The organism is Vreelandella janggokensis, from assembly GCF_031451615.1.
Classification (GTDB): domain Bacteria; phylum Pseudomonadota; class Gammaproteobacteria; order Pseudomonadales; family Halomonadaceae; genus Vreelandella; species Vreelandella janggokensis.
The window spans coordinates 96,551-120,926 of sequence record NZ_JARWAJ010000004.1; the positions used below are offsets into that span (position 1 = coordinate 96,551).

Annotated in this window: 22 protein-coding genes; 4 read left to right on the plus strand and 18 right to left on the minus strand. The window is 54.8% G+C overall.

Features of this window, described 5'->3' with window-relative positions:
- Positions 1-155: 155 nt before the first annotated feature.
- Genes QC816_RS12290 through QC816_RS12305 form a run of 4 tightly spaced genes read right to left on the minus strand, consistent with a single transcriptional unit; the run spans position 156 to position 4,762 of the window.
- A complete protein-coding gene (locus QC816_RS12290) occupies positions 156-1,181 on the minus strand; it encodes an ABC transporter permease (RefSeq protein ID WP_268900908.1) in 1,026 nt (341 codons plus the stop codon).
- Positions 1,181-2,200 carry an ABC transporter permease gene (locus QC816_RS12295; protein WP_309782562.1) on the minus strand — a complete coding sequence of 340 codons (1,020 nt, stop codon included), beginning with the start codon at positions 2,198-2,200 and terminating at the stop codon, positions 1,181-1,183. Before QC816_RS12295 ends, QC816_RS12290 begins: the two co-directional genes overlap by 1 nt.
- Entirely contained in the window at positions 2,193-3,713 is a 1,521-nt protein-coding gene (locus QC816_RS12300; protein ID WP_309782564.1) for a sugar ABC transporter ATP-binding protein, read from the minus strand. Before QC816_RS12300 ends, QC816_RS12295 begins: the two co-directional genes overlap by 8 nt.
- A 41-nt stretch (positions 3,714-3,754) precedes the next feature.
- The gene (locus tag QC816_RS12305) at positions 3,755-4,762 is read right to left on the minus strand and encodes a substrate-binding domain-containing protein (protein WP_268900905.1); all 1,008 of its coding nucleotides are present in this window, start codon (positions 4,760-4,762) and stop codon (positions 3,755-3,757) included.
- Positions 4,763-5,022: 260 nt separating this feature from the next.
- Here QC816_RS12305 and QC816_RS12310 point away from each other — a divergent pair, with 260 nt between their 5' ends.
- From QC816_RS12310 to QC816_RS12320, 3 genes are all read left to right on the plus strand, one after another.
- Positions 5,023-6,087: a LacI family DNA-binding transcriptional regulator gene (locus QC816_RS12310; protein ID WP_268900904.1), complete on the plus strand. Its 1,065-nt coding sequence runs from the start codon at positions 5,023-5,025 to the stop codon at positions 6,085-6,087.
- Positions 6,065-6,697, plus strand: coding sequence for a nucleoside/nucleotide kinase family protein (locus QC816_RS12315; RefSeq protein WP_268900903.1), 633 nt, complete (start codon positions 6,065-6,067; stop codon positions 6,695-6,697). The genes QC816_RS12310 and QC816_RS12315 overlap by 23 nt, the downstream gene beginning before the upstream one ends.
- A gap of 206 nt (positions 6,698-6,903) precedes the next feature.
- Positions 6,904-7,902, plus strand: a complete 999-nt coding sequence (locus tag QC816_RS12320; protein WP_264826537.1) for a LacI family DNA-binding transcriptional regulator — start codon at positions 6,904-6,906, stop codon at positions 7,900-7,902.
- Between the two features lie 19 nt (positions 7,903-7,921).
- Here QC816_RS12320 and tal read toward each other — a convergent pair whose 3' ends face one another.
- From tal to QC816_RS12355, 7 genes are all read right to left on the minus strand, one after another.
- Positions 7,922-8,875: a transaldolase gene (tal, locus tag QC816_RS12325; protein WP_309782571.1), complete on the minus strand. Its 954-nt coding sequence runs from the start codon at positions 8,873-8,875 to the stop codon at positions 7,922-7,924.
- 17 nt (positions 8,876-8,892) lie between these two features.
- Positions 8,893-9,624, minus strand: a complete 732-nt coding sequence (locus tag QC816_RS12330; protein ID WP_309782574.1) for an SDR family oxidoreductase — start codon at positions 9,622-9,624, stop codon at positions 8,893-8,895.
- Between the two features lie 9 nt (positions 9,625-9,633).
- Positions 9,634-11,175 (minus strand): FGGY-family carbohydrate kinase, encoded by a 1,542-nt coding sequence (locus QC816_RS12335; RefSeq protein WP_309782575.1) that lies wholly within the window; start codon positions 11,173-11,175, stop codon positions 9,634-9,636.
- Between the two features lie 55 nt (positions 11,176-11,230).
- Positions 11,231-12,211, minus strand: a complete 981-nt coding sequence (locus QC816_RS12340) for an ABC transporter permease (RefSeq protein WP_199284954.1) — start codon at positions 12,209-12,211, stop codon at positions 11,231-11,233.
- Positions 12,208-13,710: a sugar ABC transporter ATP-binding protein gene (locus tag QC816_RS12345; RefSeq protein ID WP_309782577.1), complete on the minus strand. Its 1,503-nt coding sequence runs from the start codon at positions 13,708-13,710 to the stop codon at positions 12,208-12,210. Before QC816_RS12345 ends, QC816_RS12340 begins: the two co-directional genes overlap by 4 nt.
- Positions 13,711-13,771: 61 nt before the next feature.
- Positions 13,772-14,710 carry an ABC transporter substrate-binding protein gene (locus tag QC816_RS12350; protein WP_085918923.1) on the minus strand — a complete coding sequence of 313 codons (939 nt, stop codon included), beginning with the start codon at positions 14,708-14,710 and terminating at the stop codon, positions 13,772-13,774.
- Positions 14,711-14,887: 177 nt separating this feature from the next.
- Positions 14,888-15,616 (minus strand): SDR family oxidoreductase, encoded by a 729-nt coding sequence (locus QC816_RS12355; protein WP_085918922.1) that lies wholly within the window; start codon positions 15,614-15,616, stop codon positions 14,888-14,890.
- A 1,247-nt stretch (positions 15,617-16,863) separates the two neighbouring features.
- On the opposite strand from QC816_RS12355, the gene QC816_RS12360 reads away from it, so the two are divergent.
- Positions 16,864-17,712 carry a hypothetical protein gene (locus QC816_RS12360; protein ID WP_309782580.1) on the plus strand — a complete coding sequence of 283 codons (849 nt, stop codon included), beginning with the start codon at positions 16,864-16,866 and terminating at the stop codon, positions 17,710-17,712.
- Positions 17,713-17,902: 190 nt separating this feature from the next.
- Here the strand turns inward: QC816_RS12360 and QC816_RS12365 are convergent, their stop codons facing one another.
- The 7 genes from QC816_RS12365 to QC816_RS12395 all read right to left on the minus strand — a co-directional run bounded on the left by QC816_RS12365 (position 17,903) and on the right by QC816_RS12395 (position 24,324).
- Complete coding sequence (locus tag QC816_RS12365) at positions 17,903-18,202, minus strand: addiction module antidote protein (protein WP_309782582.1); 300 nt, start codon at positions 18,200-18,202, stop codon at positions 17,903-17,905.
- A 374-nt stretch (positions 18,203-18,576) separates the two neighbouring features.
- Positions 18,577-18,783: a transposase gene (locus QC816_RS12370; protein ID WP_422823743.1), complete on the minus strand. Its 207-nt coding sequence runs from the start codon at positions 18,781-18,783 to the stop codon at positions 18,577-18,579.
- Between the two features lie 67 nt (positions 18,784-18,850).
- On the minus strand, positions 18,851-20,188 hold the full coding sequence (locus QC816_RS12375; protein ID WP_309782583.1) for a four-carbon acid sugar kinase family protein: 1,338 nt from the start codon (positions 20,186-20,188) through the stop codon (positions 18,851-18,853).
- Complete coding sequence (locus tag QC816_RS12380) at positions 20,185-21,453, minus strand: ribulose-bisphosphate carboxylase large subunit family protein (RefSeq protein ID WP_309782584.1); 1,269 nt, start codon at positions 21,451-21,453, stop codon at positions 20,185-20,187. The genes QC816_RS12375 and QC816_RS12380 overlap by 4 nt, the downstream gene beginning before the upstream one ends.
- 18 nt (positions 21,454-21,471) lie before the next feature.
- Positions 21,472-22,746, minus strand: coding sequence for a TRAP transporter large permease (locus QC816_RS12385; protein ID WP_309782586.1), 1,275 nt, complete (start codon positions 22,744-22,746; stop codon positions 21,472-21,474).
- Positions 22,743-23,273 carry a TRAP transporter small permease gene (locus QC816_RS12390; RefSeq protein WP_309782588.1) on the minus strand — a complete coding sequence of 177 codons (531 nt, stop codon included), beginning with the start codon at positions 23,271-23,273 and terminating at the stop codon, positions 22,743-22,745. The genes QC816_RS12385 and QC816_RS12390 overlap by 4 nt, the downstream gene beginning before the upstream one ends.
- 64 nt (positions 23,274-23,337) lie before the next feature.
- Positions 23,338-24,324 carry a TRAP transporter substrate-binding protein gene (locus QC816_RS12395; RefSeq protein ID WP_309782590.1) on the minus strand — a complete coding sequence of 329 codons (987 nt, stop codon included), beginning with the start codon at positions 24,322-24,324 and terminating at the stop codon, positions 23,338-23,340.
- Positions 24,325-24,376: the final 52 nt, after the last annotated feature.

A 24,376-nucleotide genomic window follows, 5' to 3' on the forward strand; every position in this document is an offset into this window, starting at 1 on the left:
GGTCACTCCTTCTATTGTTGTGTGAACGTGCGATTCTTGCGTGGATATGATGGTTATGTGTAAGTGCGTTTGTTATGTAAGTGCGTTTGTTATGTAAGTGCGTTTGTTATGTGAGTACGTGCTCGTTGCACACTTACGTCATCGTGGCGGAATCCTCAGGCACTTGCCTTGCGCCTTGAGGAGAACCTGGCCCAGATGTAGCGCACCACCATGACGGCAATGAGAATGCCGCCCCATAGCGCCGTTGCCAGGTGTTGGTTGGTGCCGAGCAGGTTAAGACCGGAGCTGATGACCTGCAAAATGATGAGTGCCATGACAACCGGCGCTACGCGACCAAAGCCACCGAAGGGGTCAACCCGGCCTAAAAAGCAAGCCAGCACGGTGATCAAAAGGTAGGCTTCGCCATGGCCAACGCGCACTGAGTTGAAGCGGCTTGCCATGATGATACCCGCGATACCGCACATGATGCCGGACAGTACATACACCATGGTTAGGGTGCGTCTTGTGCTGATGCCTGAGTAGCGTGTAGCGGCTGTGTTGGAACCCAGCATGTAGATCGAGAACCCTAATCGGGTGCGGTTGAGGATCAGTGCCCAAATAGCGGCACTGAGGCCGAAAATCAGAAGTGGAATGGGAATGCCAAACAGTGTGCCTTGGCCAAGATAGGCAAGTTCTTCGGGGAAACCTGAAATACTGCCGCCACGGGTAAGAAACTCGCCTAATCCGCGCAGGAATATCATCATTGCCAGTGAGGCGAGAATAGGATGTGCTCCGGTATAGGCAACGATTGCCCCCAGCGCCCAGCCAATCAGGGCACCGCTGAGTATGGCGGCCAACATGCCGAGTAGAATGCCTGTCATTCCTGCGTCTGTACCACCCAACCAGCCAATTACCCAAGCCATCGCTAGCGCTGAGATATTGGCGGAGAAAGTAATCGCGAGGTTGAGCCCACCGGAGAGCAAGGGGATCAACATGGCCAGGGCCAGCAGGCCCAGTTCAGGTAGCTGGAAGGCGATGGAGGAAAAGGTGGCGCCGGTAAAAAAGCGGTCGGATAAAGAGCTGAACAGGATCAGCAGCGCTAACAGAACAATGCTTATGCCTATCAGTTCTCCTGCTGGGCCTGATGAGGGACTACCTCTGGAGGCGTTGCGAGAGAAAAGTTGCATGACAAATGAGTACATTACACTACCTCCTCATGACGCCGCGTGGCACGAGTGCGTTTAAGGCGAGCGCGCAGGGCATCGAGGGTGTCCCCCGACATGCAGATGGCGATCAAAATGGTGGCCCCCACGATCATTCGGAAAGCGTAAGAGGAAATGCCAAGCAGGTTGAGGCCGTTTTGAGTAATGGCTATCAGAGCCAGGCCAAGTACTGCGCCCAGCAATGTGCCGCGTCCGCCTCCCAGGCGTGCTCCGCCCAGCACGACAGCGGCAAGCACTTCGAGCTCTCGACCGTACATGGCATTGGGCACGACCTCTTGGGCGTAATGCATCTGCATCAGCCCTGCAATGCCGGCGCAAGCACCCAGCCAGCCGTAGGCCAGGTAGTGCATCTTGCCAATGCCTATCCCCAGTCGCCGTGCGGCTTCGGGGTTGTCGCCCATGGCGAATATCTGGCGGCCAATGTTAAGGCGCCTAAGCAGCAGCCAAGTGGCAAATAGCACCACTGCCATGACGAAAACGGGCAGGGTGAGTTCGGCCCAGCCGTTGCTGGTTTCCAGTTCGAAGAATACGACACGGTCAACCACCCAGTCCGGTAGTAGATAAATCGAGGCGCCGTCGGTTAGAAACATCAGCAAGCCGAAGAACAGGTTAAAGGTGGCGATGGTCACGACAATCGAGATGATTTTGAAGTGATAGATAAAGGCGGCGTTGATGGAACCTAGCAAAGTGCCAAAGCCAATGGCTAAGCCAAAACCAATAGCCCAGTTGCCGCCGCCGATGCTGATTAAGGTGGTGGCAGTAAGGTACTGGACGACCGAGGCGGCCACGGCGAAGGAGATGTCGATACCACCGGCGACCAGCACCACCAAAAGGCCCGCAGCGAAGATCACGTTGACGGCCGAGTAGTTAAGGAGGTCCAGGATATTGACCAGCGTCAGAAAGGTATCGGTGGTGAGTGATAGCGCGATGCAAATCAACACGATCACGGCGATCAGCCATAGCTCGGTACCACCCACACGAGGAATAAATTTATGCATGAACAGCCTCCTCAATGCGCGTAAGCTCGGTCGTCGCGGGTGTGAATTCCTCTATTAAACGGCCATCACGCATGTGCAACACGCGGTCCGAGTTGAAATAGACTTCAGGTATTTCGTCTGAAATCAGCAGAATCGCCACTCCCTGCTCTGCAAGGGCGGTCACGATTTCGAAAATACCGGCACGGGCACCGACGTCCACACCGACGGTGGGACTGTCGAGAATTAATAGTTTTGGCTCGGTGGCTAGCCATTTGGCAAGTACGATGCGCTGCTGATTACCGCCAGACAGGCTGGAAATGGGATCGCGGGTATCGCCAATCTTGACCTTCAGGCGGTGAATCCAGTCATCCACCAGACTCTGTTTTTTCTTCGGTGAGAGCAAACCGAGCGGGTTTAGCAGGCGACCAAGCACGGTAATGGCAGTGTTATCGCCGATGGATTGCTGTTGGATCAGGCCAAGCGATAGCCGGTCTTCGGATACATAGGCAATCCCGGCCTTGATGGCATCACGGTTTGAGGCCATGTGAAGCGGCTTGCCTTCGAACACAATCTGGCCTTCGTCGGGTCGTCGCATGCCGAATAGCGATAGTGCGAGTTCTGTGCGGCCCGCGCCAAGCAGGCCAGTTAGCCCGACGATTTCTCCAGGGTGTATATCGAGATCTACATTGTGATACTCCCCACTGCGGGAGAGATTTTTAACGTTCAGTAGCGGGTCGCCCTGTTGGGCTGGAGCTGGGCGCGTCTGGTAATCGAAACGTTGGCCCGTCATCAGTTCGGTCAAGCGTGATTGGGTCATGTTGCTGGTGGAGTAGGTGCCCACGTAGCGACCGTCGCGCAGCACTGTGACCCGGGTACAGATATCCAGAACTTCCGCTAGCCGATGGCTTACAAACACTACGGCAATATTCTGTTCGGACAGCTTTCGGACGATAGTGATGAGGGCTTCGGTTTCGTGCCGCGACAGTGAGGCGGTAGGCTCGTCCATGAAAACCAGGCGTGCGTCAGCAATCAGGGCCCTGGCGATGGCGACGAGCTGGCGGTTGGCAATGGACAGGGAGTCGACCCTGACGTCCAGGTCGATAGATACCCCTAACCTTTGGAGTAGATCGGCGGCCTTTTGACGCATGGTCGCGTAGTTTACCAAGCTCACGCGAGTGCCGAGGTTCTGTTCAAAGGCTATGTTTTCGGCCACGCTCATTTCGGGAAATAGGGCAAGGTCTTGCCAGATAACCTGAATGCCCATTTCTCTTGCCTGGGAGGGACCTAGACCGAGCATGTCCTTGCCATCCCATTGCATGATGGCGCCGGGTTCTGGTTGGTGTACGCCGCTAATGGTTTTGATCAGCGTGGATTTCCCGCAACCGTTTTCTCCGGCAAGGCATAATACCTCGCCTGGTATGACGCTAAAGGAGATATCGTCAAGCGCCTGCACACCGCCAAAACGCTTGGATACGTGCTCAAGGCGCAGCAACTCAGGGGGCTGCTCATCAGCCCCAGCTAGTTTATGGTTCATGGTTGACCTCTGGCGTGCTCCTGGGGGATAGCTAGGCGCTGTTAGAGGCCGAGAGCGGCCAGCTCATCGACGGTTTCGCTATTGATCTCGATCAGCTGGTCGACAATGATGTTGCGGCTCTCTACGTCCGGGTCAATCACGCCGAGTCCTTCGACTTCCATGCCGCTTTCCAGCGTCTCGCCATTGGCAAGCAGGGTGCCAAGAGTGACAAATACTTCGCCAGCCTGTTTAGGATTCCACATGAAACCACCGCTTAACACGCCGTCATGTAGCAGGCGGCGTCCCTGGCCTGGTGAGAACGGGCCAAGCACGACAACCTCGCCACTGAGTCGGCGTTCCGCTACAGCGCGTGCTGCACCAATCGGCCCTTGGCTGCCAAAGGCGAGTATGCCACCGAGGTCTTCGTTGGCCCGCATCAGGTCAAGCGCTGTACGCCGTGAGGCGTCCACATCCTCGGCAACGCCATAGCGGTCGCCAACGACGCTCATGTCCGGGTGATTATCTTCGATATAGGCGATTGCGGCGTCTGCCCAGGCGTTGTGCAGGGGAACGGAAAGTCCGCCAACAAATACCGCATACTGACCGCTGCCATCCATCAGTTCGGCCAGACGCTCGCCGTAAGCCTCGCCAAACCCCTGGGCTGAGGCAAGCTCGAAGTTCCAGTCCACATTTTGCTGATCAGGCGATTCATGAGTAAGCACGATGATGCCTTGCTCACGTGCTCGGGCAAGCACAGGTTCAAGTACCTGAGCATCATTAGGCACGACGCCGATTACATCCACGCCTTGGGCGATCATATCTTCGATGGCACGTACCTGAAGGGCTGGATCTGCACTGGTAGGTCCGACCATGAAGCCGTCAACCCCGAGTTCCTCGGCTTTTTCTTCAATGCCATTTTCCATGGCGTTGAACCAGGGGATTCCGCCGATTTTGGCAACAACACCTATGGTGGGGCTTTCATCGGCGATGGCAGCACCAGACGCGAGGGCCATGATGGTTGTTGTGGCGGCGAGCTTGAATGCGCGGCGTGAAAGTTTGCTGAGGTTCATGTTTGTTCTCCCGTTATGTTTGTTGATCTTATTTACGGATCTTGTTGGTTGATCTTATAGATCTAACGGATATGCACTTTGCTGGCTGGGAGCCTGTTTTCAGAGCTAATGCTGCCTCTGTCAGTTAAAAGCTAAAACCTTTTAGCTTGTTTCGTCAAGACGCTTGGCGCATATTTATGCCCTGAAGCTAAAACCTTTTAGCTTGTCTCGTCAAAAAGAGCATGGCATGGTGATTCAGCGCTTATATCACGGAGATCAATATGACCAGAGCAAAGCCGGGAGGGCGAACTACGATCAGGGATATTGCCAGTGCGGCGGGCACTTCGACCTCGGCGGTCAGCTTTGTGCTCAATGGCAGTTGGCAGCAGCATCGGATCAAGGAGGCGACGGCAAAGCATATACTGGCGTTGGCCAAGCAACTGGATTATCAACCGAATCAGCGTGCCCGGGGACTACGAATGCAGCGCTCGTCGCTGGCCGGTATGATCGTGCCTCACCATCGCAATCGCTTTTTTGCTGGCCTGATCGAGAACTTTGAGAGTGAGGCGCGGCGACGCTCTTTAGTGCCGATTGTGGTGAGTACTCAGCGTGATCAGGATATTGAGGAGCAAGTGACCGCTACTCTGGTGGGCCAACAGGTAGAGCTATTGGTCATTGCAGGCGTGCGCCATCCGGAGCCCTTGAATCAGCTATGCCGATCGCGGGGGGTGCGTTGTGTCAATGTCGACTTGCCGGGGGCTGATACATTTTCTGTAGTGACGGACAACGTGGGTGGTGCCCGTAATCTGACCCGTATGTTGTTGAAGGATATTCCTCAGAGCGAGCGAGTGATTTTTCTCGGTGGGCGGGAGGACGAGTACGCAACAGACCAGCGGGTGGAGGGGTTTATGGCGGTATGCCGAGAGCATTCTCGTACCGTTGAGCCAGGCGATATTTTGCGCTGTGGATACAGCCCTCTGGCATCCAAGGCCGCTCTGGAGGCGCTTTTTTCCGATGGCGGCAAGCCTCCTGCGGCGTTGTTGGTTAACTCGATCACTGCTTTTGAGGGGTTTGCCATGTTCTGGCACGCTTATCCCGAACGGGTTCGTCATGCCCGCCTGGCTTGCTTTGACTGGGACCCTTTTGCTGCCTGTTTACCGCTCGATACCATCATGCTGAGGCAGGATATGGAAACAATGATTCAAACCTGTTTCGAGTGGTTTGATGGCAGCGCCGAGCGGGCTGGTGAGGTAGTGGTTATTCCGCCACGTTTGGTGATTGGTAATCCCTCTGAGTCTCAGTTTTTGCAGGAGGAGCAGCCGGATGCTGAATACTATCAACCTTGATGAACTGGTTGTACGTCTCACCCCTTGGTTACAGGGGCCTGAGCGACGCCTTCTCGCATTGGCAGGTCCACCCGGGGCAGGCAAGAGTTATATCGCCAAACAACTGTTTGAAGCGCTTTCGGCAATTTCTCCTGGCCACGTGGCGATTCTGCCCATGGATGGGTTCCACTACGATGATGAGTTGTTGTCGCAACGCGGTGACTTGGGTCGCAAGGGCGCTCCTCATACCTTTGATGTTGATGGCCTGCATGTGATGCTACAGCGTATTACAGCTGATGATGGCACCGCCGTAGCCGTCCCGGTATTTGATCGATCCAGGGAGATTTCGCGAGCTGCCGCGCGTATAATCGATCCCGAGGCGCGTCTGGTCATCGTTGAGGGGAACTACTTATTGCTGAATGACCCGCAGTGGGTGAGGTTGTCTGACCTGATGGATTTGCGTGTTTTCATTCAGGTGCCTGAACATACACTTGAGCAGCGCTTGTGGCAGCGCTGGGCTCATCTACCTGATGCGCAACGTAAGACCAAGTTGGAAGGCAATGACTTGCCAAATATGCGTTTGGTCGTCCAGCAGAGTAGCTTTCCTGATTTCTATCTTTACAATGTTTGACAGTCTGAGCTTCCTGACAATGAAGGCCACTTCATGGAGGTAATACGTTACGGTACGGTCAACCGCGGCAAGACCGACTGAGGTGGCTCCCGCCAATTGAAAGTTTGAAGGCGCTACTAAGCACTGATCCTGTTGTATTCCCGGTTCCAACTGCCAGGCTATTGGATCGTTGGTCGTGCACTGTATCCCTGATATACGAGTCGTAAATGACGAAACGCAGCCAAGTCACTATCACCGATATCGCCAAACATGTGGGCATGACCAACATGACGGTGTCGCGTGCATTGAAAAAGCCTGAGAAGGTCAGGCCAGAGACGCGTGAGAAAATACTGGCTGCGGCAAACGAGCTGGGCTACGTACCGAATGCCTTCGCCAGCCATCTCCGAAGTCGCAAGAACCGGCTCATTGGGCTGGTGACAGCCAGCGTGGATAACCCTTTTTACAGTGAAGTGATCAAGGCGATTTCACGTGCGGCCAAGGAGCATGACTACACCATCATGCTGATCGACACCGATGGCTCGCCAGAGCTTGAAGAAGTGGCGATCGATACCCTGCTCAGTTATCAGGTGGCGGGGATCATTCTGTCGCCCGTTTCTGACGATGCCAGTTACCGACCCAATTATCTGGAACGGCTGCGCAAGGCCAACTTGCCGGTGGTGATGCTGGACCGAACGCTGGATGTGACAGACTTCAGCCGTGTGGTACTGGACAACCACCTGGCCGGGCGATTGCTTGGCGAGTGGCTGGTAAAGAAGAACATCGAGCGCGTGCTGACACTAACAGGCCCCAGCGGCTCGCAAATCACACGGCATCGGCTGGCCGGGCTCAAAGCGGCTTATGAGGAGGCGGGCGTTCCTTTGTCATTGGAGCAACGCCCAGGCGACTATACCTTACAGCCTGCCTATCGCGACATGGCCGCCCATCTTCGCCAGGGTAAGCTCCCCGACGCCGTATTCGGTTTCAACCAGTTGATCACGCTGGGGGCGATGCGAGCCCTGCACGATGCCCATGTATCACGGGATGATGTGCTCGTCGTCGGCATCGATCGGCTTCCCTATGCCGATATTTTCGATGTATCGATCCCCTGCGCAGTGCACGACACCTACCAATTAGGGCATGAAGCCTTTCGATTGCTCTTCGAGCAAATAAAAGACCCCACCACCGATGGCCGTGAGGTCACGATCTCTGCCACGCTGATTCAGTAAGTCGCGCGGGAACTTGACATCACAGGGTGGCCAAGCGTTCGGCAATCTGCTCTTCAAGGCGCGACTGATCATCGGCGAAACGGCGGATACCCTCGGCCAGCTTGTCATTGGCCATGGCGTCCTGATTGTGTCCCCAACGAAAAGCAGGCTCGTTGAGCGGTGTTGGCCGTGGGCCGCCATTGCGTGTCATCAACACATTGGCCTTCACGTCGCCCGATGTCGTCGCCAGTTCTTCGAGCAACACCGGCGAGATGGTCAACCGGGGGCAGCCGGCGAGTGCCAGCACCTGGTCGGCGGTGCGGAAGCTGGCGCCCATCACCACGGTATCGTAACCGCCTTGGCTGACCCGCTCGCAGACGCCACGCACGAACTGTACGCCGGGGTCGTTTTCGGGGGTGAAGGTTTGCCCGGTCTCCTTCTTGTACCAGTCGGTGACGCGGCCGACGAAGGGAGACACCAGGAACACACCCGCATCAAAACACGCCTGGGTCTGCGCATCGCTGAACAGAAGGGTCAGGTTGCAGTTGATGCCTTCTTTTTCCAGCACTTCTGCGGCACGAATGCCTTCCCAGGTGGAGGCTAACTTGATCAATATTCGGTCTTTGGCCACCCCTCGCTTCTCGTAGAGCGCCACCAACTCGTGGGCCTTGCGGATGCTGGCCTCGGTGTCGAAGGACAGCTTCGCGGCCACTTCGGTGGATACGCGACCTGGGATGAGCTTGGCAATCTCGCTGCCCATGGCCACGGCGAGGCGATCCACGGCATGTTCTGCCTGCTGGTCGCGGGGTTCGGCTTTGACGGCAGCGAGTTCCTGATCAATCAATGCCTGGTAACCCGGTAGCTCAAAGGCCTTGAGCAGTAATGACGGGTTGGTCGTGGCGTCGTGCGGTTGATAGCGCTGAATGGCCTCCAGGTCACCGGTGTCGGCGACCACCATGGAGTGCTGACGAAGCGCATCGAGCTGATAGGTCATGGAGTTTCCCCTTGGCATTAGTGAGACGTGAAGCCGCCGTCTATCGGCAGGCTGGCACCGCTGATCATTGACGCCGCCGAGCTGAGCAGGAAGGCAACCGGCAGCGCCACTTCACGAGGAGAGGCAAAGCGCCCCAGGGGAATGGCTGCCAGCATCGGGTCGCGCTTGGCGGGGTCTGCCCAGGCGCGTTCGGCCATGGGCGTCAGTGTCACTGTCGGGTTGACGCTGTTGACGCGTATGCCCTTGGGGCCAAGTTCGAGACACAGCACCCGCGTCATGGCATCCATGGCCGCCTTGGACGCGCAGTAGCCGAGATGCCCCGGCAGGGCCGCCATGGCCGCCTGACTGGAGACATTGACGATGCTGCCCTGGCGGCCATTGGCAATCATGTGACGTGCGGCCTCCCGGGCGACCACGGCACTGGCGGTGACGTTGGTGGCCATGATTTGCTCAAGGTCTTTCGCCTTGACGTCGAGAACGTCGTCGAGGATCGAGACGCCCGCGCAGTTGACCAGGCCATCAATGACAGGCATTTCAGCGAAGGCCGCGGTGACCGCCGCTTCATCGGTAATATCGACGGCCAGGGTAAGCGCCCCGAGCGACTGCTCAAGTTCGTTGAGAATGTCTTGATTACGGCCTATCAGCACCAGGTTAGCGCCCAGCTCGGCCAGGGCTTTAGCAATGTCGAGACCGATACCGCTGGTCGCGCCCGTGACGAGAATGCGTTGACTCTGCAGTTCGAAATTCATGGAATACGTTCACTCGCTCTGTGTGTGGCGGGTATTGAGCTGATGCATGATCGGCTTGAGCGTCGGATAGAGCTGGCAATAAAGTGTGAAGAGTTCATCGTATCGACAAGCCGCCGTCTCGCATGGCGTGGCGCGCTCGACGAGGGTGCCGTGCTGTAGCGGCCTGGCGAGGTCGAGCAAACCGCAAGCCTGACCGGCCAGCAGGCCAGCCCCCAGGGCGGCCTCAACGCTCTCCCGGTAGGTGTAGACGGGCATGCGGGTCACGTCGGCGATGATTTGCATCCATAGATCCGACTGAGTGGCACCGCCGACCACGACCAGGTGGTCGTCGAGGGTTACTCCCTGTTGGGAGCCTGCTTCGATGTTGTGCCGTAGCGCGAAGGTCACGCCTTCCAGCACGGCTCGGTAGAGATGATGGCGCTGGTGATAAAGGCTGAGCCCGATGAAACCGGCGCTGGCATGGGCATCCCATACTGGGCTGCGCTCGCCCATCAAGTAGGGCAGGAAGAGCAGGCCGTTGGCCCCCGGGGGGAGTTCGCGCGCGGGCGGCTCGAGACGTTCAAAGGCACTCCCGCTCTCACCGGCGGCGGCCTTGTCCTCACCACAGAAGGTATCGACGTACCAACTAACGGAAGCCCCCGCGGTCAGGGCCCCGCCGAAGGTGTAAAGGTCCTGGTCGCCATTCAGCACATGCGGCATGCTGATGAGCCCCTGCCGGGCATCGACGCGCCGATTGATCACCCCCCAGCACATGCTGGTCCCTATCATGGCGACGTGGTTGCCTGGACGGGTCGCCCCTGCCGCCAGCGTGGCCATCGCCGCATCGACGCCACCGGCGACCACGGGGATACCGGCTTGCAGCCCTAGCGATTCGGCCAGCGATGGCACCAGGCCGCCGACTGTCGCTCCCGAGTCCACCAGCCGGGTCGGCAGTTTGTCTCGATCGAGACCCAGCGCATCGAGCATTTCGGGGGACCAGGCGCGTTTTTCCAGGTCGTAGATACCGCCGATATTACCGGCTGAGCTGTGATCGATAGCGATTTCGCCACTCAGGCGGTAGTTGATGTAGCTGTTGGGCGGCAGCAGATAACGGGTCTGCTCCCAGACCTCGGGGCGTTCGGCCTTGAGCCACATCATCTTGGTGAACCCGTAGTAGCTGTCCACGCCGTTGCCGGTGATATCCCCCAACCGGCTGAGGTCGACGTGCGCTTTCACCCACTGCACCTGAGCCTCAGCCCGACGGTCCATCCATATCAGGCAGGGATAGACGGGCCGGATATCCGCGTCGACCGGGATACCCGAACCGCCGTAAAGGCTGCTGACGCAAAGGCCTTTGACATGCTGGGGATCGACCCTCGGGTCAGCCAGGCAGTCGCGAAGGCAGTCGAGCACCGCCTCCCACCACACATCCGCCCATTGTTCAGCCCAGAGTGGGTGTGGCGTGTCAACGCGATAACCCCGGCTATGTTCGGCCAGTATCTGGCCCTTGCCATCGAGCACTAGCGCCTTGGTGCTCTGGGTGCCAATATCGATACCGATCACAGTTTCCATGCAGCTCTCCTTTTCCCCGCGCGCGGCTGAATCTCGCCAAAGCGTATGTCGGGATTCACAGCGTGCGCTTGCGGCTGATGTAGATCGCCAGCAGGATGATCAAGCCCTTGATGACGGTCTGGAGATAGGGCGACACGCCCATCAGGTTGAGGCCGTTATTGAGCACGCCCAGCAGCATGGCGCCGACTAGCGTACCCAGGATCATGCCGCGCCCCCCGGTGATGGCGGCGCCCCCCAGTACCACGGCGGCGATGGCATCGAGTTCGAAGCCGACCCCGGCATTGGGCTGCCCGCTCATGAGTCGAGAGGTCAGAATCAACCCGGCGATAGCGGCCGTCGTACCGCTCAGGGTGTAGACCAGCAGTTTGTAGCGGGAGACGCGAATACCGGACAGCCGGGTCGCTTCCTCGTTGCCACCGATGGCATACAGGTAGCGACCGGTCGATGTATGGCTGAGCAGTACATAACCGACGGCATAAACGGCAATCATGATCAGGATCGGCGTCTCGATACCGGCCACGCTGCCGCGCCCGAAAAAGGCAAACCCCTCCGGCAGACCGGAGATCGGATAGCCGCCGGTGTAGATCAACCCGAGGCCACGCGCGATGCCCATGGTCGCCAGGGTGACGATAATCGGTGGCATCCCCGCAAAGGCGACGAAGACACCATTGAAGGCTCCGAAAGCGGCACCTACCAAGAGCCCGAGCACGATCGCCAGCGAGGGTGGCAACCCGGCCACCATCATGCCGGCCATGAGCGTTCCTGATAGCGCCATGACCGGGCCGACCGACAGGTCGATGCCGCCGGTGAGGATGGCCAGGCTCATGCCGACGGCGATGATCGCGATGATCGACGACTGGCGCACCAGGTTGGCCAGATTGCTGCCTGACAGGAAGTTGTCATTGATTAATCCCATGGCGAGGAAGACGACGATGAAACCGATCAACGGGTAGAAGACTGGCGTGCGGCGCCAGCGAGCCAGTCGCATCTTGAGTGACTGACGGGCGGAGCCGGGAGTAGATGCAAGCTGGTTCATGCGCTGAGTCCCCCAGTAGCATGGTGCATGATAGATTGTGAGCTGAGATGTTCGCCTTCGAGTTCGGCGGCTATCCGGCCTTGATAGAAGACCGCGACGCGGTCACACAAGCCGAGCACTTCGGGTAGTTCTGAGGAGATCATGATGATCGACACGCCCTGTGCGGTGAGCTCCTTCATCAAGGCATAGATTTCTGACTTGGCGCCAACATCGATGCCCCGGGTAGGTTCGTCGAAGATCAATACCTTGCACTGGTGACCCAGCCAGCGGGCGATGACCACTTTTTGCTGATTGCCACCACTAAGGTTGTCGACCGGCGTTTCAGGGCTAGGAGCTTTAACCCGCACCGAGTTCATCAGGTCGGCGGCAGTACTTGATTCCTTTCGGCGTTTGATAAAAGGCAAGGCGCCCTGGAATTGCGCCAGGTTATTCAGGGAGATGTTATCGCGGCAAGAAAATGGCAGAACCAGTCCTTGGGTCTTGCGGCTTTCTGGTAGCAACCCGATTCCCTGCTCAAGGGCGGTTGCCGGGTGTCGGAGCTTGATCGACTGGCCTTCCATCGTGACCTTGGCATGTGCGGGACGTGTCGCACCGATAAGTCCCATGGCCAGTTCCGTGCGACCGGAGCCTACCAGGCCAGCGAAGCCAAGGATCTCGCCACGATGCAGTTTCAATGAATACTCGGGACCACCGGGGGCGAGGCGCAGCGACTCAATGTCCAGCACCACGTCAGCGTGGTCGGCATCGCACCGGTATTCGGGGAACAGGTTGTCCACGCGCCGTCCGACCATCTTCTCGATCAGGTCATCGGGGGTGGTCGAGGCGGTGTCACCGTCATAGACCTTTTCGCCATCACGCATCACCGTGACGTGATCGCAGATGGTGAAGATTTCTTCCATATGGTGAGAGATGAACACCATGCCGACCTCTTGCTTGCGCAATTCGCGCATGATGCTGAACAGGTGGTCGGCTTCACTGGGCGTCAAGGTGGCGGTTGGCTCGTCAAGCACCAGGATGCGCGCATCCAGCGATAGTGCTTTGGCAATTTCGATAAACTGCTGGTCGGCGACGCTCAGCTCCACGATAGGGCAGTCCAGGGGGATACTCACCTTGAGGCGCTCGAACAGGCGCTGAGCGTCGGCGACCATGCCACGTCGGTCACGTAGCCCTAGTCGGTTGCGTTTTTCACGTCCCAGGAAAATATTGTCGACGGCGTCCAGGTCGGGGATCAGACTGAACTCTTGGAAGATAATGCCGATCCCGGCGTCGAGCGCATCCTGATAACCGTGAAATTCGCAGCGCTTGCCATCAATGATGATGTCTCCCTCATCTTGACGGTAGATGCCGCAGAGAATTTTCATCAGCGTCGACTTGCCAGCCCCGTTCTCGCCAAGCAGGGCATGCACCTCGCCAGCGTGGAGGTCGAGCGACACATCTTGCAGGGCCTTCACCCCGGGGAACGACTTCGAGATGTGCCTCAGGGAAAGTAATGGAGTCATGGAAATACCCTCATGTGCCGCCTGGCGGCGGCACACGTTGTCAGCGTCAGTGGTATCAGGGTTACCAGCTGAAATCGGCGGCTTTATCTCGGTCAATCAGCTCGACGTCGATGGGGATTTCTGCGGGTGCGGTTTCAGCGCCCCAATGCTTGGCCAGCGCCAGGCCCAGGCCCACACGCACCATGTCGGCGGGGTATTGTGCCGAGGTGGCGATGAACTGCGAGTCGTCTTTCTGAATCTCGGCAACGGCTTCGGGGTGACCGTCAACGCTCACCAGTTTGATATCATTGCCGCTGGAGTTGATGGCGATCAGGGCCCCCAGGGAGCCGATGTCGTTGACGCTGAACAGGCCGTCGAGCTCGGGGTTGGCCTGAATCATGTTCTCGGTCACGGACATGGCGTGGGTACGCTCCTGGCGACCATTCTGCTTGTCGACGACCTCAATGCCATCGTATTCCGCAAGCGCATCGTTGCAGCCTTCGATGCGTTCAAGGATAGGCACGACCGGAATGCCATCCAGTAGCGCCACCTGACCTTCTCCGCCGAGTTCCTGGGCCAGGTAGTCGCAGGCTTTATAACCGGCGTCGTAGTTCTTTGACCCCACGAAGCCGTCCACGGGTCCCTCGGCCTGAGCGTCAATGGCAACGGTGGTGACGCCTGCTTCCTCTGCGGCCAGCACCGCCGTTTCAACACCGACCGAGTCGGCGGGATTGAGCAGCAGGATATCAATGTCTTGCTGGATCATATCCTCGACATCGCTGACCTGCTTGGAGACATCGTGGCGGGCATCGGTGGTGATCACTTCGGCGCCAATGCTCTCCGCGGCGCTCTCGAGCGCCTTTTGCATGGTCACGAAGTATTCGTTGTTAAGTTCCTGAAAAGACATGCCGATCTTAAGGTTATGCTCATCGGCCGTTGCGGTTCCCGCTGTCAAAACGGCGGCGCTGGCGGCGACGATGGCCGTCTTGCGAAAGGGGGCTGCGATATCATTAATTTTCATGGTTGGCTCCAAGGTTTTTGTTGTGGCATTGCTGTTGTGGCATTTAATGATGCGAGAGAGCTGACATTTATTGAAATGTTAACGTCAACATTGAAAAGCTAGAAGAGTCCTGATGACAAAGCAATAGAACTCAGACCAATGTCTACTAGCGCCTGATGACTCTCTCCGAGGTTTACTTTACATATCGAAATTGCTGGGCAGGACCACCATGTCACGAATGGTGACATTGCGAGGGCGAGTCAGGATGTACATGACAGCATCAGATACATCCGTTGGCTCAATAATGCTGCCTGACTCTTTCGCCTTGCGCAGGTTTTCTTCCGGCCAGTCAGCCAGCAAGGCACTGTTGACAGGACCCGGTGACACCGAAGCCACCCGGATGCCATGTTTCAGGACTTGGCGACGCACGGTCTGAACGAAATTGTTCATGGCCCATTTGGATGAGGCGTAGACCGGCTCCCAATGGACGGGGAAGTGCCCGGCGACCGAGCTTGTCACCATGATGTCGCCTGTTCCGCGTTCAATCATGTGTGGCAAGACGTTCTGGACGTTCTTCATCACGACGCTGACATTGAGGCTCACCATGCGGTCAATGGCATCTGGGTCAGCGTCAAGCAAGTCACCCCCGATATAGCTACCCGCATTGGCGTGGAAGATATCGAGTTGGCCGGCTTTCTCCAGGATTTGTGACAGCAGCGTTGCGCAGTCCTTGGGATCGAGCAAGTCCATGACCAGCGGAATCGCCGCATCGCCCAATTCCTCACAGATTGCCTTCAGTGCGGCCTGGTCGCGGTCAACCAGTACGACGCGAGCGCCTGATGCAATCATCGCCTTTACCGTCGCAAGCCCTATTCCCGACGCCGCGCCTGTAACGGCGGCTACTTTTCCTTCCAATTCATTAGCCATCAAATTCTCTCCTTTAATTGTCTTTTGTCGTTAAAGCAACTTGACGTTGGACAAACATTTGTACAGCGGGTGAGTGCTGATATCTCTCGAATGTTAACGTCAACATTAATGAACACTAGTCGTCCGCCATGGGCAAATCAATGGAGGGTAGACCAATGTCTAGCGTGGGGGGAGGTATGGCTGCCATCACTCAATGCTGGAGTGCCATCAGGCGCAGGCAAATATCAAGCAGATGGCGAAGTACCATGAGGTTACGTCATCGACACATTGACGGTGTTGCACTCAGAACCTGCATACGCCCTGATCTTGATAAACGACATTTAGCCGCGTTGTAAACCGATTTGACGTCCTTAATGAGGTGCCATGAGAGGTCCTGATCCGTACCAGCTTGAAAAGTTTAAGATTTTATCAGAACTATCTTAGTAATCTAATAAAAAAGTTCACCTATCAAGATGTTGATATAATTTTATCAGTCGGAAATAAATACCACTATACCTTTATTTATATAGTCAATTGTACTTTGCTTCTTGAATAAATCTAAGTTATAGACAAAAGTTAATAAAAATATTTTATCATGGTGATGTCATGAAGTCGTCTCGCGGACTGTTAATAGCAACCCTGCTAATAACTATATGTTTGGTTATAGGTTCTGCTAAAGCACAGTATGAGCCTTTTCCTCCAAGCCCAGAAGATAGTGATTTACTAAAGAGTTGGGTTGATGGCGCTGACCCTGTTTATCTTATAAGTATTTTTTCAAATAGTTGCACTAAAGTGATTCGCAACAACAATACACACAATAACGGGGTTGCATTGATTCTTGAGAGAAGTAGAAATTTGTTAACCACTTCACCTATGCTCGAAACATCGGGACCTAACAGGGGAGGTAGCGCTTGCTTAAATAGTGAAACAGAGCATTAGGTTACTCAACGACTAGATTATGATGGCGCTCCTTCAGCATATTTTATGTCTTTAGCTAAACCAGTTTGTTTAGCACCGATCATGTATATATTACCCTCTGGCAGCTGTCAGAGGCAAGGCTGCGCATTGAGAGCACCAGTCGGTAGCGATAGCCTTATTGTTACTAAATCAAAAGCATTAGCGGATTTTTTCAGAACTCGTATAACCAATAATACCGAATTAAATCGACTCACAGGGCTTTCCTCAAAAGCATGTGAGGCATGATGAGTCTTGGCGACTACTGCGTCGAATAAATATGAAATACCAACTAAGCGTGGAGGATTAATAAAATGTCAAGATTAAGCTTTTTAATGACATGCTTTTTGACATTATTTCCTGCGATTGGGTTGGCAGACGTTATGCAGTCACCTCCGGAAGAGCCACCACAACAAGATACTCAAGAGACAGCTTGTCATCAGATAAACCAGACTTTAGGTATGCCGAAAGGTACCGCCTTGTCGATGTTGGCAGGAAGTAGAAATAAAGCCAGAAACGTTGTAAATTTTTATCAATGTTATGGGCTTTTTTCGATTATGCAAGACTACCCATCGTCTGATGAAATAAAGTCTTTAGCAAAAAGCTTATACCAGACGGAGGGAAAGCAAATCACGACGCTTGCTGTATCAATCAACTCAGGCTTAAGTAACATTGTGCTGGGGCCAAGGCTTGGAATATTCACTGAAGGTGCCATGCATGATTTTATAATGAGGATGCACGCGGCCGAAATTGCCTATAGGAATCTTGATTTCTATGCTAGGTCTGGATCTGCCGAAGATATTGTGGAACTAGGTGCCTTATGCTTCACGGCTGTCGAAGCCATTCAAGAATGGAAGAATAATCATTCCCATGATGAAAAGTTAGTCGCGGAGTTGCAAAGCTCTCAATCAGAAGCTGATATCCAAGAATCACTCAATGACCAATCGGCAACTACCTTGGCACTTGCTAATGAATTGTTCTTTGGTTACCCAACTCCGCCTGAGGATGCGGTGTCAGATAATCAAGCAATAGGTATCAATTTGAGCTTGCCCATCAAAATGAGCCTTATGGCATGGAATGCAGATGGACGCCCCCATCCTGCGCTATTTACTAATGACAGTTTTCAAAAGGCACGATCGGAAATTAGTGAAATGTGCAATTAGAATTAAGTAGTTTTAAACACTCGCTTATCTGTCCGGTGGTAACATTCGGTTGGCAGGGGAAAGGAATGATGCACGTTTAGCGCTACGCTTGTCGGGTGCTCAGACCGTTGAAAAGCGATAATCTGCGGTGGCTCAATGGTTGCTGATCGCGCAATGAATTGGGCTTCGAACCTCATTATCCGGCCGGGGGTTATGCCGCTGGTTTTTCGTGTGGGCGTGCTGTGAGATCGACACCCAGTGCACGCGTTACGGCGAGCATGGTTTTAAGTGTGGGATTACCTTGCTCGCTGAATGAGCGGTAAAGCTGCTCACGTGAGAGACCTGTTTCACGGGCTAGTTCTGTCATGCCCTTGGCGCGTGCAATCACCCCCATCGCTTTTGCGATGTAAGCTGAATCGCCGGTTTCTAGGGCATCCGCGAGAAACACGGCAATCGCTTCCTCACTCTCCAAGGCCGCTTCTGGATCGTACTCATAGATTTTGTCGGTCATGACGCCTCCCACTCTAATGCTAATCGGTGCGCAGTTTCGATATCGCTTTGCTGTAGTTTTTGGACTACTTAGACGCAAGATAATTCAAGAGTCTTTGTGGGGGTATTATTGCTGATCGCTCAATGAATTGAGCTCCTACGAACCCACATGCACATGCGTTGGTGGTTGGTACTCAGCCCCTTTAGGAGCCAGACTTCGTCGGGCGATAGCCTACGGTGGCTCGATCATTAAGGCTATGTTTGGCTGGTCGTCAACTTGGTCTTGGTGGTGCGATAGACGCTATCTTTAGTGATCAACTAATTCCGGTCAGTATTTTAAGTTTTCTTCTGCAATCATGGGCGGCATGCCTCCACCGGGGCGTTATCCCAGCAATTTCACCGGCGAGCCATGCTTTGCTCGATGCGGGATGGCTGACGCTGAACCGATTCCAGCTCACTTAACTGGTCTATCAGCACGTACGATTCATCTCGTCCGACATTCAAAGATCGGCTGACTTCGGCAACACTGTAACCTTGGTCAAGCACCAGACAGATAGCTTCCTGTTTGAACTCTGGCGTAAAAGGTCGTCGTTTTCTGGTCATCTGACACCTCGCTTTTGGTGGTGATAATACCGCCTACGTGCTGTCCAGAATCAGTGAGTCACTACATCTAGGCGACTCCGTCACGAATAGACGTGAAATAGTTTTCGCCTCCTATCTGTCCGCCTTTTAAGGCTACCTCTAAGCCATTGAACGCCGGCTGGTCGCTATGGGTCGTGCAGAGCGGAGAGCCTGGCGTTTCCGGCAGGGGTAGGCGCGTGGTTAGGGCGTGTACGCCAAGTTGGCTAAGGGCATGGCTAGAAGTGTCGCCCCCCGCGATCACGGTGCGTTTAAGTCCATGGATTTCTACCATCTTGCGTAATAACTGACCTAGCGAACGACCAATAAGGTGGCGAGCTGTTTCGCCACCCTGGTGCACCGCATCCGCATCGCTGTTTGGCCCCATGGCCGTATAAACAATGACGCTTTCACCCTGATTGAGTGCCTCGATAGCATCTTCCAATGCCTGATGTAGCGTCTCAGCATGAGTATGCTCGTCGATAAGATTGACGACATCGATGGCAATAGCGCGAAAACCATGGGCTTCGGCAAAACGGATTTGTCGGGCCGTCACTTCAGAACAGCTGCCTGATACCACTGCGATTTTCTCAACGCTGCCAGGGGAGGAGAATAAAGGCGGGTTAGAAGGGATCAACGCATGCTCTCGCCAAGTATTGACTAGCGCATACTCGACAGCGGACGATCCGACAACGTAGCTGCCACCGGGTAAGCGGGTACGCCATAGCTGTTCGCCTACTTTTGCCTGATGGTCCCTGTTCAGCGTGTCGAAAAGCAGTATGTCGTTTGAGTGGCTGAGTTGGTCGACTTGCGCATCAATCTCGACTGATTCGAGACACAGCACATCGGCTAAGCCTGTAGACAGCGGGGTTTGTTTAGCCAAATGGCGCCTTAAGTCAGCTTCTGCCATGGGCGTTACCGGGTGGCGGCTCATCACGGGGTGGCGATCAATTCGATGAACCTCGCCATCAAAGACGGCGAAATGTTGGCCAAAAACAGTGTAGCGCTTCAACTGAGGGGCGCCGACCACCAGCGGTACGCAGCTTTGCTCAAATAGGGCTTTGCCTACTTCCACCGCTTTACCGATATTGCCAATATCCGGCGCGCTATCGAAGGTAGAACATACCTTATAGTGACACAGCGAGGCATTAAGGGACTTCAACCATGCCAGTGCTTTTTTGAGGTGTGTTTCCATCCACTCTGGGGATTCGCTGCGACTGGTGCCTGCTAAGCCAATCGCTGAGTAATCGGCAAACGGAGCTAACTGATCCTTACGGGGTGGCGCCAGGAAAAGCACCGTTTTCACGCCATGAAGGCTTAGCGATTCCATGGCATCGGTGGAGCCAGTGAGGTCATCGCCGTAATAGGAGAGGAGAAAAGGCGTGCTCATATGTTAAATGTCTCCATGGCCTGGGCGAGTTCATGATGATCGCGGGCATAGGTTGCTAGCGGGATATCGGTCATGGCTGCTTGCCACGCCTGGCGCAGACTGGCTACCCCGCCTGCAATGCCACCGGGGTGAGCCATGATGCCGCCGCCACAGCAGTAAATCAGGTCGCTATTGCCAAGTGCTTGATAGGTGTCCACGACCTGGGCGGCGCTTTGCCCAGAAGAGAAAACCGGCATGATCTGGTAACCCGCAGCAGGCGGCTTAAACATGGGCGTTTGGCAGGCGCGTGCACTCGTAATGACGCTGTCGTCCTCTTCGCTGAATTTATTGCGCAGGCCATTCACGTGGATATGATCCACGCCGGCCAGCCGCCACAGCTTATGGTATGCGGTAAACGCCATTCCTAAATGAGGTGAGCGGCTCAACATACCCCAGCCCGCGCGATGTCCATGCAACGCTACCTGGCAGTGACGGCGCAAGTGCGCTACGCCCGCTAAACCAACGCTGTTGACGGCGACCATGACGCAGGTGCCGCCAGCAGCTACGACATAGTCATGCTGGGCACGCATCTCATCGATATCACCACTGATATTAAAGGCGTACATCACCTTTTTGCCGGTACGCTCTGCATGGGCGTTAATGATGGGCATGATGGCATCAACTCGAGCGCGCAGCGGGTTATGGGGGCCGTTGGCCTGCAGCTCATCGTCTTTAATGAAATCAATACCTCCCGCGACAAGTTGCTTTACTATGTCAGCAGTTTCAGCCGGGGATAAACCCACGCTGGGCTTGATAATGGTGCCAATCAGCGGGCCATTGTGAATACCGGTGAGCTTGCGTGTACCATCGGTGCCAAATTGAGGGCCTGGATAGACGTCCGTGAAAGCATTCGGTAAGTCGATATCCAGGAGTTTCACCGCAGAAAATTCTTTTAGCTCAAAAAGATTCCCTGCAACGGTAGAGACCAGGTTGGGCAATGAAGGCCCTAGGTTTTCTAGCGGCCACGAGAGCTCCACTAACGCGCGTTGGAAACGGGTGTGGCCTTGAGGAGCGAGATCGGCGCGCATGGGTAAGGAAGGTGTATTTCCCGCATCCAGGGTCTCAATGTTTTCGACCACTGCACCATGGGCTTCCCGTAAGGCATCGGTTTCATTAGCTAGGCGGGTAAAAGTGCCGGATGACTGCTCACCGGCCATGACCTGAGCCGCGCGCTCAACCGGGTAGGGAGTCTCAATTAGGTAGCGGGCGTAAATTCGAGTACTCATTGATATGACTCCGGTAATTTAATAGAACAGGTCGCGTAGAAAAAGCGAGATCATCGGCACATAGGTAATCAGCATTAAGCAAGCAATGATGGTGAGTACCGGAGGAAGTAGGAAACGGAATAACTGCTCGACGGGCAGTTTGGCTACTTGTGCAGCGGCAAATAGATTCACCCCCAAAGGCGGAGTAAACATGCCAAGTGCCAAATTCACCACAATCACAATGCCGAAGTGAACCGGGTCAATGCCGAAGCTCATGGCAATGGGTGTCAAAATGGGCGCAAGAATCAAAATTGCCGCAGAGGTCTCGATAAACATGCCGACCACCAATAACAACATGTTGATGGCGAGAAGAAAGGTGTAGTGATTATCAAAGGTGCTTTGTGCCCAAGCACCAATGTCGCTGGCTAATCCTGAACGTCCAATCACAAAGCTAAGAATGGAAGCGGCAGCGATAATCAGCATGATTGTGCCTGCTGATAGCGCGCTCTCGCGAAAAATGCGCGGCAGGTCGCTAACTTTTATGGTGCGATAAACCACTATACCTAAAAACAGTCCATACAGAACGGCGACCGCTGAGGCTTCGGTGGGGGTGAAAATACCGCCATAAATACCGCCGATAATAATCACCGGCATTAATAGCGCGAGAAAAGCGCTGCGAAAGGCTGGCCAGATGGGTGAGCGTAAATCTCCATCCTGCGTGCCGTAACCTTTTATACGGCACCAAACGATAACCATGACAATCAGGGCAAGACCGATCATGAGACCGGGACCGAAACCAGCTAGAAACAGCTGTGTGATTGATGTTTGCGTGCTTACACCGTAAAGAATCAACGGTACGGAAGGTGGGATAATAATGCCCAGCTCAGCGGAAGAGGCCTGAATGGAGGCGGCCATCGGCGGCGGGTAGCCACGGGCTACCATGGCAGGAATCAAGATGGCGCCGATGGCGAAAGTGGTCGCCACACTTGAGCCTGAAATGGCTGCAAACATCATGCAGGTAACCACGCAGGTACAGGCTAAGCCGCCCTGAATACCGCCTACCAACGAGCGAGCAAACTCGACCATGCGGGTAGCAATACCTCCATTGCTCATAATCTGGCCTGCCAGAATAAAAAACGGCACTGCCATCAATGGAAAGCTATCCAGGCCAACAAACATACGCTGGGGAACAACCAGCAAAGGGACGCTGCTGAAAAAATAAAGACCAATCACCGCGGTTAAGCCAATGGCCACGGCAATAGGAATCGAGAGAGCAAACAGCGCTATCAACGCTGAACTAATTGCCAAGTTCATAGCGTCTCTCCCACTTCAGCGCTGTCAGGGCCGGTGTGGTGTTGCTTGCAGTGATGCTGATACTCCATGCAGACCTGTCGGGCCATGACGGCGACGATAGCCACGGCACAGCCAGTGGGTATAGCAGCGTAAAACCACGACATGGAAATTTGCAGCATGGCAATTTGCTGGCCAGAGACGCGAAGCGTAATCAAGTAGCCTTGCCAGACAAGAATACTGAGTAATGTTAGTACCGCGGTACATACCAAACGCTGGCCATAAATACGTAGGCGCTGTGGTAAGCGATCAATGAAAAGGTCGATAGAGATCATGGCGCCGTACCAAAACGCCGCTGCGCTGACTAAAAACACGCTCCAAATAATTAATCCACGCGCCAGGATTTCTGACCAAGCGGCCGGATCGCCGAGAACAAAGCGTGTAAATACTTGAAATGAGACTAATGCCACTGCAATGGCGAGAAGTACAGCAGCGAGATTATGAGTGAGCTTAATGAGCCCCATGGACACGGTATTCAATAACGACAACATAAGCTAAACCTCATTGTCGGGGGGGAAGTGCCTCCCGGCTGGGAGGCACATAGCGTGAGAGTTTTCACTTAGTAGCGCGGATACGCTCCAATAGCTCACTGCCATACTCATCTGCGTAGCGTTCGTAGGCGGGTTCAACGGCGCTACGGAACTGCTCGTAGTCAATCTCGGTGACGACTTCCATACCGTTACTACGCAGGAGTTCTACGCCTTCTTCTTCAATCCGCTGAACGGCTTCACGCGAGGTTTGAGCCGCTACCTGGGCGGCTTCTCGGAACCAGCCTTGCTGCTCATCGTTTAGGCCATCCCAATAGATTTTCGACATCACCAGGGCAGTTGGGGAGTAAACGTGACCGGTAAGCGTTAGATAATCCTGGATTTCCCACATATTGTTAACTGTCAAAATGGGGATTGGATTTTCCTGCCCATCGATGGTGCCCTGCTGAAGCGCGGTGATAACTTCCGTCCAGGAGATAGGCGTTGGTGCAGCGCCCAAGGCCTTGAATGTTTCCAAGTGCACTTGGTTTTCCATCGTGCGGATCTTCATACCTTCCATGTCTTCGGGGGTTTCGACTGGGCGCACGCTATTAGTCAGGTGTCGAAAACCGTTCTCCGCCCAGGCCAAACCGATTAACCCTTCATCTTCAAAGTCCGCTAGCAGTGATTGACCAATCTCGCCGTCAAGCACTTTGTGGGCGTGGTCGTAATCACGAAATAGGAAAGGGAAATCAAGTGCATATACCTCAGGCACAAAATTACCAATAGGGCCGGTTGACGTTAATGTCAGCTCGACGGAGCCGATTTGTAACCCTTCAAGTACATCCCGCTCGCCACCTAAGGCACTGGCAGGACGCAGGTTAATTTTGAATTCACCATCGCTAAGTCTATCGATCTCTTCGGCAAAGGCGCGACCGGCTTCGCCATAGTGAGAGTTAAGTGGAGGCGTGAATGCCAAGTTCATCTCTTGAACGGCCAACACTGAAGTGCTGGCAGTCAATGCTAGGGTGGCGGCAATAGCGGCTGAGATTTTGTTGAGGTTATAAGTGATCATTTTCTACTCCAGATTATTATATTTAGAAACGTCGTGTTGCGTGTTTAATGAC

Excerpts from the sequence above, each read along its gene's own strand:
- QC816_RS12290 (WP_268900908.1), bottom strand. The coding sequence starts at position 1,181 with ATGTACTCATTTGTCATGCAACTTTTCTCTCGCAACGCCTCCAGAGGT.
- QC816_RS12295 (WP_309782562.1), bottom strand. The coding sequence starts at position 2,200 with ATGCATAAATTTATTCCTCGTGTGGGTGGTACCGAGCTATGGCTGATC.
- QC816_RS12300 (WP_309782564.1), bottom strand. The coding sequence starts at position 3,713 with ATGAACCATAAACTAGCTGGGGCTGATGAGCAGCCCCCTGAGTTGCTG.
- QC816_RS12305 (WP_268900905.1), bottom strand. The coding sequence starts at position 4,762 with ATGAACCTCAGCAAACTTTCACGCCGCGCATTCAAGCTCGCCGCCACA.
- QC816_RS12310 (WP_268900904.1), top strand. The coding sequence starts at position 5,023 with ATGACCAGAGCAAAGCCGGGAGGGCGAACTACGATCAGGGATATTGCC.
- QC816_RS12315 (WP_268900903.1), top strand. The coding sequence starts at position 6,065 with ATGCTGAATACTATCAACCTTGATGAACTGGTTGTACGTCTCACCCCT.
- QC816_RS12320 (WP_264826537.1), top strand. The coding sequence starts at position 6,904 with ATGACGAAACGCAGCCAAGTCACTATCACCGATATCGCCAAACATGTG.
- tal (WP_309782571.1), bottom strand. The coding sequence starts at position 8,875 with ATGACCTATCAGCTCGATGCGCTTCGTCAGCACTCCATGGTGGTCGCC.
- QC816_RS12330 (WP_309782574.1), bottom strand. The coding sequence starts at position 9,624 with ATGAATTTCGAACTGCAGAGTCAACGCATTCTCGTCACGGGCGCGACC.
- QC816_RS12335 (WP_309782575.1), bottom strand. The coding sequence starts at position 11,175 with ATGGAAACTGTGATCGGTATCGATATTGGCACCCAGAGCACCAAGGCG.
- QC816_RS12340 (WP_199284954.1), bottom strand. The coding sequence starts at position 12,211 with ATGAACCAGCTTGCATCTACTCCCGGCTCCGCCCGTCAGTCACTCAAG.
- QC816_RS12345 (WP_309782577.1), bottom strand. The coding sequence starts at position 13,710 with ATGACTCCATTACTTTCCCTGAGGCACATCTCGAAGTCGTTCCCCGGG.
- QC816_RS12350 (WP_085918923.1), bottom strand. The coding sequence starts at position 14,710 with ATGAAAATTAATGATATCGCAGCCCCCTTTCGCAAGACGGCCATCGTC.
- QC816_RS12355 (WP_085918922.1), bottom strand. The coding sequence starts at position 15,616 with ATGGCTAATGAATTGGAAGGAAAAGTAGCCGCCGTTACAGGCGCGGCG.
- QC816_RS12360 (WP_309782580.1), top strand. The coding sequence starts at position 16,864 with ATGTCAAGATTAAGCTTTTTAATGACATGCTTTTTGACATTATTTCCT.
- QC816_RS12365 (WP_309782582.1), bottom strand. The coding sequence starts at position 18,202 with ATGACCGACAAAATCTATGAGTACGATCCAGAAGCGGCCTTGGAGAGT.
- QC816_RS12370 (WP_422823743.1), bottom strand. The coding sequence starts at position 18,783 with ATGACCAGAAAACGACGACCTTTTACGCCAGAGTTCAAACAGGAAGCT.
- QC816_RS12375 (WP_309782583.1), bottom strand. The coding sequence starts at position 20,188 with ATGAGCACGCCTTTTCTCCTCTCCTATTACGGCGATGACCTCACTGGC.
- QC816_RS12380 (WP_309782584.1), bottom strand. The coding sequence starts at position 21,453 with ATGAGTACTCGAATTTACGCCCGCTACCTAATTGAGACTCCCTACCCG.
- QC816_RS12385 (WP_309782586.1), bottom strand. The coding sequence starts at position 22,746 with ATGAACTTGGCAATTAGTTCAGCGTTGATAGCGCTGTTTGCTCTCTCG.
- QC816_RS12390 (WP_309782588.1), bottom strand. The coding sequence starts at position 23,273 with ATGTTGTCGTTATTGAATACCGTGTCCATGGGGCTCATTAAGCTCACT.
- QC816_RS12395 (WP_309782590.1), bottom strand. The coding sequence starts at position 24,324 with ATGATCACTTATAACCTCAACAAAATCTCAGCCGCTATTGCCGCCACC.